The sequence below is a fragment of the Mesobacillus sp. genome (assembly GCF_049588175.1).
In the GTDB taxonomy this organism is placed as follows: Bacteria; Bacillota; Bacilli; order Bacillales; family Cytobacillaceae; genus Mesobacillus.
Window position 1 is genome coordinate 1 of record NZ_JBAVFI010000059.1, and the last position, 8,959, is coordinate 8,959.

Genomic DNA, 8,959 nt, shown 5'->3' on the forward strand with positions numbered 1-8,959 from the left:
CGGGAATTGTGCTGGAAGATCGATACCTTTAACATCCTTCATGACCTTCTGCATCATTTTCTCTGCCAACGCAAGGATATCCTCTTGGCTCATGAAGCTAGTTTCAATATCAACCTGAGTGAATTCAGGCTGGCGGTCAGCACGCAAATCCTCGTCACGGAAGCAGCGCGCAATCTGGTAGTACCGTTCAAATCCCCCAACCATCATGAGCTGTTTGAAAAGCTGCGGAGATTGAGGAAGTGCATAGAATTCACCAGGATGGACACGACTTGGAACTAAATAGTCCCTTGCTCCCTCTGGAGTGCTCTTTGTTAAGATTGGCGTCTCAACATCAAGGAAACCCTCTCCATCCAGGAAATCGCGGATTGCTTTCGTCACCTGATGCCTCATTTTAAATGTTTCGAACATCACAGGTCGGCGAAGGTCCAAATAGCGGTACTTCAAACGGACATCCTCTGAAACATCCGTTTTGTCGGCAATGATAAATGGAGTTGTTTTCGCCTCGTTGATGATCGTCAGGTCTTCTGCCTGGACCTCAATTTTACCTGTTTTAAGGTTTTCATTAATCGTTCCTTCGCCGCGAGCAATAACAGTTCCTTTCACGTCGAGGACATATTCAGTACGGACTTTCTCTGCAAGGGCAAGAGCCTCAGGTGAGACATCCGGATTAAAAACGATTTGGACAATCCCCGTTCTGTCACGCAGGTCTATGAAAATAAGTCCGCCCAAATCGCGGCGCTTTTGAACCCATCCCTTTAATGTAACTTTTTCACCAATTGCTTGTTCTGTTACTTCGCCGCAATAATATGTTCTCCCAAACATTTAAACTCCCCCTCTATTTGCAAATCTCCCTGAATTTTTCAATAAAACCTTCAAGCGGCAGTTCGATTTGTTCTCCATCTGCCATGGACTTTAGGTTTATTTTGTTTTCTTTTAATTCATCTTCACCCAAAACAGCTACATATTTGGCATTCAAACGATCAGCTGCCTTGAATTGCGCTTTGATTTTACGATCGAGATAGTCTCGTTCTGCCGAGAAGCCAGATGCTCTTAATTTATGAAGCAGCCCGACTGTATAATCTTTCGCCGAATCTCCAAGGGAAACAAGGTAACAATCGATCTCTTCTTTTACCGGAAGCTCTACACCTTCTGCATCAAGAGCGGCTAGCAGCCTTTCAATGCTTAAAGCAAAGCCGATGCCCGGTGTTTCAGGTCCGCCAATTTCTTCGACCAGGCCGTTATATCTTCCGCCGCCGCAAAGGGTTGTGATTGCTCCGAATCCTTCAGCATTGCTCATGATTTCGAATGCTGTGTGATTATAGTAATCAAGGCCACGAACGAGATTTGCGTCCACTTCAAACTCAATTCCCAAATCAGACAAATATTTCGTAACCTTTGAAAAATATTGTGCTGAATCATCAGTTAAATAGTCGATGATAGCTGGAGCCGATTTCATCAGTTCATGATCCCGGTCTGCTTTGCAATCCAGAATCCGCATTGGATTTTTTTCCAGACGGTTTTGGCAATCACTGCAAAACTCTCCAATCCGCGGTTTAAAATGGTTTACCAGAGCCTCACGGTGTGCCTGTCGGCTTTGTTTGTCTCCGAGGCTGTTTACGACTAATTTAAGCTTCTTCAAACCAAGCTCCTGGTAAATGGACATGGCCAGCGAAATTACTTCAGCATCAATCGCCGGATCCGCACTGCCCATGGCTTCGACGCCAAATTGGACAAATTGGCGGAAACGTCCAGCCTGTGGCCGTTCATATCTGAACATTGGTCCCATGTAATATAGCTTTACAGGCTGATTTGCGTGTCCAAACATTTTGTTTTCCACAAATGAGCGGACAGCTGCCGCCGTTCCTTCTGGACGAAGAGTCAGGCTCCTGTCTCCTCTGTCGGTAAAAGTGTACATTTCTTTTTGGACAATATCTGTTGTGTCCCCTACACTGCGTTTGAATAATTCTGTATGTTCAAAAATCGGTGTGCGGATTTCCCGATATTGGTATCGTTCGCATAGCTCTCTAGCTTTCGCTTCAATAAGCTGCCATTTTTCAGCCTGGCCTGGCAAAATGTCCTGTGTTCCCCGAGGGATATTAATTTGTTTCGACACAGTGCATCCTCCTTTTTTTTCAATTTAGTTATGTACGGTTAATTTGGTAAATTGTTGGCTTAACGCGAAACCTGCTTAAAGAAATACAAAAAAGCCCCCAATCCCTTGTAATAATAACAAGGGACGAGAGCTTTGATTCCCGTGGTGCCACCCTAATTGAAGGCGCCTGAACGCACTTCCTCTTTAACAGTTAACGCCTGAATACGTCCACTCCTACTATTGGTTTTTAACCAAGTTTCAGAGAAGATCCTACGGAGTGTTCATTCACAAAGTCATCATGCAGAAATGCTTTCAGCCAGGGCATTCCCTCTCTTGCCATGTGTTTCTCTGCTACTGTGCTCCATCAACGGTATTATTTCGCTATGATATTTATTTATATTATAATACGGAGTCCATTTTCGATTGTCAAGAACAATTCACGAACGTTCCAGCTGTTTTTTTAATTTTCTTACGTCACGGAGTGAAAGCCCGAACTCAGATGCCAATTCCACAACATGTGAACTTTGTTCCTTCTGAATAAAATCATGAAAATCGACGCCAAATAATTGGTTTTCTCCGAATGAGGCCATCCCTTTCTCACTAAATCGCATGTAATCACCTTCCATCTTTTATTCTTAACTATTCTTCCCACCCTTTTAAAAATTTTTCACGATTTTTATATAAAGTTAATTTTTGTCCGTTAAATCCGATATAAGGAAAAAGACCTCGTGATTTTGCCGGTAAATTCCGGTAATATTATTTTAAAGACATGGCTGTGTTCAACTGGACTATTGATTTCAGCTCTAATCGCTACAATCAACAGTGTTTCCAATTCAACAATTTTCTTTAACACAGCAAAGATATATTAAAAGGAGGGAGAGCATTGCCAAAAAGGAAAATGGTTCCTGTCATCCTTTGCCTATTGCTCATTTTCGGGAGCCTGCCAGCATTAGAAACAGCAAAAGCGAACAACGAAAGACTGACAATTACCGCTACAAGCTTGAATGTCAGACAAGGTCCTGGCTTAAGCTACCCGGTTGCAGGATCGGTGAAAAAGGGAGAAAAGTATTTGATCGTTAAGAAGGAAGGCGATTGGATCCAGATTAGTCTGGGCGGCAGTAAAAAGGGATGGGTTGCAGAATGGTTTACTGCAATGGACTCCAATGTACTGCCTGCTGTTACGCAAAAACCTGCTGGCACGACTGGCAGCGTAACCGTCAACGGGCTGAGAGTCAGAAAAGGTCCTGGGACCGAATTTCAGATTGTTGGGTCTTTGAATAGTGGACAAGCCGTAGAAATAATGAATTCCAATAATAAATGGACCGAAGTGCGCACCTCAGCAATTCAGGGCTGGGTAGCAAAGGAATTTATCATCACTATTAAAGATAGTAAAGAAACTGGTACTCCAGCAAACAATGAAAACTCAAAAACCAAAGGCGTTGTTACTGCGGACTCTTTGAATGTCCGTGAAAAGCCTTCGACTACTGCGAAAACAATTGGATCTTTGAAGCGAGGTGCAGAGGTTTCCATATTTTCTCAGTCGAACGGATGGGCTGAAATTACATATTCGGGAAGGAAAGCTTGGGTAAGCGACCAATTTCTGAAGGTGAACCAAAACACTTCATCCGATAAAAAGCAGCCATCTTCACCTGCAAATCAATATTCAGGCACTGTAACAGCCTCACAGTTGTATGTACGGGATCGCAATGCTCTTAATGGTAAAGTGATTGGGACTATCACACAGGGGCAAAGCTTCCAAATCATTGAGGAAGTGAATAACTGGGTAAAAATCGAATACAAAGCAGGCGAAACTGGATGGGCAGCAGGATGGTTTTTCCAGAAGACGAAGAACGGACCAGTCATTACCCCTAATCAGCCTGTAAAGAATAGCAGGCTTAATATTCTGCACGATGGTACCAATATCCGTAAAGGACCAAGCACTGGCAGCTCGGTCATTTCCCGTGCGAACCAGGGAGATACATTCGAAGTAATCAGCGTCAAGAATGATTGGTATGAAATTTCACTGTCCAATGGTTTAACTGGCTTTGTGGCAGGCTGGATTGTTTCTATTCAGGGAAATTCTGGACAAATAGAAAAACCTGGAGCAGAGATGCATACAAAAAATAGGACAATCGTAATCGACCCTGGACATGGGGGCAGAGATAATGGAACAACAGGTGTGAGAGGAACGCTGGAAAAATCGTTGACATTAAAAACAGCACAGCTTGTATATGACAAACTTAAAGCTTCAGGAACGAATGTCATCATGACGAGGAATAATGATTCCTACATATCACTCGGTTCCCGCGTCAGCACAGGTCATTACCAGAATGCCGACGCATTTATCAGCCTTCACTTTGACAGCACCAATGACCGCAGTGTGAGAGGAATGACCACCTATTATTACAATTCAAACCAAAAGCCTTTAGGTGAGCAAATCCATTCATCGGTAATCAGCAAGACGATGCTAAAGGATCGCGGCACTCGTTTTGGCGACTACCATGTCCTTAGAGAGAACAGACAAAAAGCTATACTTGTGGAGTTAGGGTATCTGAGCAATCCAGCAGAAGAAATGCTAGTTAATACCTCCCAATACCAGCAAGCAGTTGCAAATGGCATCTTTGATGGACTGGCGCGCTATTTTAAAAATTACAATTAATCGATTTTACCTAATCAATAGATAAAAAGAAGGGATCCTGCAATAATTGCGGGATCCCTTCTTTTCTTGTTCTTATTTACTGTCAATGATTAATGTTACCGGGCCATCATTGGTTAGCTGAACGTCCATCATTGCACCAAAAACACCAGTCTCAACCTTGATTCCTTTTTCGTTAAGGAATCGATTGAAGGCTTCATAAATGGAAAGTGCTTGGTCCGGTTTTGCTGCATTCATGAAGTTCGGGCGACGCCCTTTACGGCAATCACCATACAGGGTGAACTGTGAAACGGAAAGAATCTCCCCTCCTACATCAAGGAGTGAAAGATTCATTTTCCCTGCTTCATCTTCAAAAACTCTCAAATTGGCAACCTTCTCTGCAAGAAATGCTGCATCTTCTACCTTGTCTTCATGCGTTACGCCAACAAGGACAACAAACCCTTTCACAATGGAGCCAGTCACTTCACCGTCCACTGTTACCTTAGCTTCTTTGCTACGCTGTACAACTAAACGCATGTTGACTCTCCTTAACTCATCATCCTTCTGACAGCATAAATGTCAGGGATTTGTTTAATCCGGTCTACAACCTTCTGTAAATGGTTAACATTATGGATTGCGATGGACATATTTATTGTCGCTACTTTGTTCCGGTCAGATTTCCCGGAAACGGCCGTAATATTCGTTTTTGTTTCATTGACTGCCTGGAGAACTTCGTTAAGAAGCCCTCTGCGATCATATCCGCTGATTTCGATATCAACATTGTATTCTTTCCGGTCGTTCAGGGCTGTTTCCCATTCTACTGGGATCAGTCTTGCCTGGGCATCCTCTGTATGGATATTTGTGCAATCTGCGCGGTGTACAGAAACCCCTCTGCCCTTCGTGATAAATCCTACAATCTCATCCCCAGGAACAGGATTGCAGCAGCGGGATAAGCGTATGAGCAAGTTATCAATGCCAGAAACCCTGACACCTGACTCCCGCTTCTTGACAGGAGAAAATGCCTTAAGCTCTGAAACAGCGTTCGCAATATCCTTTTCCTGTTCAAGATCACGCTTCTTGCGTAGCTTCTCCGTAAGCCTGTTCGCTACTTGCAAAGCAGTGATTCCGTTATAGCCGATAGACGCGAATAAATCTTCTTCATTTGTAAAATTAAATTTCTCCGAAACCTTTTTCAGGCTATCAGAAGTAAGAATTTCTTTGACATCGAAATCCATATTGCGAATCTCTTTTTCCAATAGCTCCCGGCCTTTTTCAACATTTTCATCCTTTTGCTGCTTCTTGAAGAATTGGCGGATTTTGTTCTTCGCCTGGGAAGTCTGGGCAAGCTTGAGCCAGTCCTTGCTCGGTCCATATGAATGTTTAGACGTCAAAATCTCAATAATATCGCCAGTCTTCAGTTCGTAATCAAGCGTGACCATTTTGCCATTTACCTTAGCGCCGATTGTTTTATTCCCGATTTCCGAGTGGATCCGATATGCAAAATCAATTGGCACCGACCCTGCAGGTAATTCAATGACATCGCCCTTAGGCGTAAAAATAAATACCATATCAGAGAATAGGTCAATTTTAAGGGATTCCATGAATTCTTCCGCATTGGCAGTGTCGTTCTGGAACTCAAGGATTTCCCTGAACCATGAAAGCTTGGTTTCAAAATTAGCGCCTTCAACTGGTTTTCCTTCTTTGTATGCCCAGTGTGCCGCCACCCCGAATTCAGCAATTCTGTGCATTTCATCTGTCCTGATCTGGACTTCAAGTGGATCTCCTTTTGGTCCGATGACAGTTGTATGCAGCGATTGATACATATTTGGTTTTGGCATAGCGATATAATCTTTAAAACGACCAGGCATAGGCTTCCAGCAGGTATGAATAATGCCAAGGATTGCATAGCAATCCTTGATACTGTCTACAACAATTCTCACAGCCAATAAGTCATAAATCTCATTGAATTGCTTGTTTTGCAATACCATTTTTCGATAGATGCTATAAATATGTTTTGGCCTTCCCGAAATTTCAGCTTTAATTGAAACCTCATGAAGCCTTTCTTTTACTTCAACAATGACTTCTTCCAAGTACTGTTCACGTTCCGCACGCTTCTTCTTCATCAGATTGACAATCCGATAGTACTGCTGCGGATTTAAATAGCGCAATGCTGTATCTTCAAGTTCCCATTTGATTTTTGAAATACCGAGCCTGTGTGCAAGCGGTGCGAATATTTCAAGAGTCTCATTGGAGATCCTTCGCTGCTTTTCAAGCGGCAAATGCTTTAACGTCCTCATATTATGAAGACGGTCAGCAAGTTTAATCAGGATGACACGGATATCTTGCGCCATCGCCACGAACATCTTCCGGTGGTTTTCCGCCTGCTGTTCTTCATGCGACTTGTATTTTATTTTACCAAGTTTCGTAACACCATCAACAAGCATTGCCACTTCATCATTGAACGCCTCTCTTAAATCATCAAGAGTAACCTCTGTATCTTCAACGACATCGTGAAGAAAACCAGCTGCAACCGTTGCTGGATCCATTTCCAGGTCAGCAAGGATTCCCGCTACCTGGATTGGGTGGATGATATACGGTTCCCCGGATTTTCTGAATTGGTCATGATGAGCCTGTCTGGCGAACTCATATGCTTTCTTTACCAATTTCACGTGCTCATCATTCAAATATGATTTTGTACAGTCAATGACTTGTTCTGCGGTCATTACCTGGTCATTCGCCATAGGATCACCTAATTTTTATTTCATTATATTAACTCGCATTTCTTCATGCGGGGTTAAGAGAAAAATCGACTTTTATTTTAAAAAACCATTAATATAAATAATGATTCTTATAATGGATTGTTACTATTATCAAAGAAAAAATGAAAGATGTAAAGAGAAAGGAAGATATTTTACAGCGGAAATTAAAAAAAATGTCGAAAGTTATTATTATTTGATGAATATTATTCTTTTTTTAGATATCAGCTGTGTTAATTATAATTATAAATAAAAAACAACGTAGACCTTTAACAGAGCCTGATTTTTATACTTTAGTCTAGATAAAAGACCTATTTAATTCACCACGGATATTTGTATGTAAACCAAGTAAAACCTGCTTAAGAATGACAAATGGGCACTTCGAAGAGAAGCGCCCATACTCATTAATATTGCATCAAGGTTAAAATATCATATCCATCCAATTTTCCGCGTCCATCAAGGTAAGTCAACTCAATCAAGAACGCGATTCCTGCTACGACTCCGCCAAGTTCTTCTACTAGTTTAATCGTTGCGTCAATTGTTCCGCCTGTTGCAAGCAAATCATCTGTAATCAATACTCTTTGTCCTGGTTTGATTGCATCTCTGTGAATTGTCAATACATCACTGCCGTATTCTAGGCCGTAATTAACTTTCACAGTTTCACGAGGAAGTTTGCCTTCCTTGCGCACTGGAGCGAAACCTACTCCAAGTGAGTAAGCTACTGGGCATCCAATGATGAAACCGCGAGCTTCAGGTCCTACTACAAGATCAATTTGCCTTTCACGTGCATAAGCCACGATCTGGTCGGTTGCATATCTATATGCCTCGCCATTGTCCATTAAAGTTGTAATATCTTTAAATTTAATGCCTGGCTTTGGCCAATCGGGAACGATTGTGATGAATTGTTTCAAATCCATTGAATAATTGCCTCCTCATTTTTCACCGACTCTTGAATGAATTGGTCAAACCAATCCTTCAATTGCTCGTAGGATGAATAGAGCAACTCATTTTCAAGAGTAAATGCTTGCACCTTATGCTGATATGTTTTGGATTCAGTTAAATCCCTTTTAGGGACATCTTTTTCAAGCGAAATAAACCCATTGTTTATTTTAACAAAATCTAGTTCAAAAAACACCTGTGACATGAATTCAATTGTTTCTTTTGTCCATCCGCGATGCTTTGCCAGCTCACCGCCATACCGTTTCAGGTCGAAAGGGCTTTTCTTGGAAAGAAAAGCATAGAACCATTTGAAGTGCTCCCTTGTTGGCATGGTAGTGAAAAACTCACTATTTTCTTTATAAAAGTGGACATAGATTCTGCCTGGATTTTTTCCCGATAATAATTTTACCAGAAGATCCTTAGATGGCGGAAGATCCAGCAATACAACATAAGATAAATCGAACGCAAGCTGTTCGACCTCTTCCTCAGAAGAAACCAACAATAGCGAATCTCCCAGAATAGCAGAAAACTTATCCT

The 8,959-nt window shown here is 42.0% G+C and carries 8 protein-coding genes and 1 other annotated feature; of the genes, 1 reads left to right on the forward strand and 7 read right to left on the reverse strand.

All coding sequences use genetic code 11. From position 1 onward, the window contains the following. The 3 genes from aspS to WB217_RS01390 form a co-directional block, all read right to left on the reverse strand. On the reverse strand, window positions 1-822 hold an 822-nt coding region (gene aspS / locus WB217_RS01380), incomplete at its 3' end, for an aspartate--tRNA ligase (protein ID WP_423989948.1). Between the two features lie 13 nt (window positions 823-835). Further along, window positions 836-2,113, reverse strand: coding sequence for a histidine--tRNA ligase (hisS, locus tag WB217_RS01385; protein WP_423989950.1), 1,278 nt, complete (start codon window positions 2,111-2,113; stop codon window positions 836-838). 116 nt (window positions 2,114-2,229) lie between these two features. Continuing rightward, window positions 2,230-2,469, reverse strand: a binding site (T-box leader). Between the two features lie 60 nt (window positions 2,470-2,529). After that, entirely contained in the window at window positions 2,530-2,703 is a 174-nt protein-coding gene (locus tag WB217_RS01390; RefSeq protein WP_335376278.1) for a hypothetical protein, read from the reverse strand. 272 nt (window positions 2,704-2,975) lie between these two features. Here WB217_RS01390 and WB217_RS01395 point away from each other — a divergent pair, with 272 nt between their 5' ends. Beyond that, a complete protein-coding gene (locus tag WB217_RS01395; protein ID WP_423989952.1) occupies window positions 2,976-4,751 on the forward strand; it encodes an SH3 domain-containing protein in 1,776 nt (591 codons plus the stop codon). 72 nt (window positions 4,752-4,823) lie between these two features. Here WB217_RS01395 and dtd read toward each other — a convergent pair whose 3' ends face one another. The 4 genes from dtd to WB217_RS01415 form a co-directional block, all read right to left on the reverse strand. Further along, the gene (gene dtd / locus WB217_RS01400) at window positions 4,824-5,264 is read right to left on the reverse strand and encodes a D-aminoacyl-tRNA deacylase (protein WP_423989954.1); all 441 of its coding nucleotides are present in this window, start codon (window positions 5,262-5,264) and stop codon (window positions 4,824-4,826) included. An 11-nt stretch (window positions 5,265-5,275) separates the two neighbouring features. After that, a complete protein-coding gene (locus tag WB217_RS01405; RefSeq protein ID WP_423989956.1) occupies window positions 5,276-7,468 on the reverse strand; it encodes a RelA/SpoT family protein in 2,193 nt (730 codons plus the stop codon). A gap of 419 nt (window positions 7,469-7,887) precedes the next feature. Further along, on the reverse strand, window positions 7,888-8,400 hold the full coding sequence (locus tag WB217_RS01410; RefSeq protein WP_423989958.1) for an adenine phosphoribosyltransferase: 513 nt from the start codon (window positions 8,398-8,400) through the stop codon (window positions 7,888-7,890). Continuing rightward, the coding region (locus WB217_RS01415; protein ID WP_423989960.1) for a single-stranded-DNA-specific exonuclease C-terminal domain-containing protein at window positions 8,391-8,959 on the reverse strand (569 nt) is incomplete at its 5' end. The genes WB217_RS01415 and WB217_RS01410, both read right to left, overlap by 10 nt.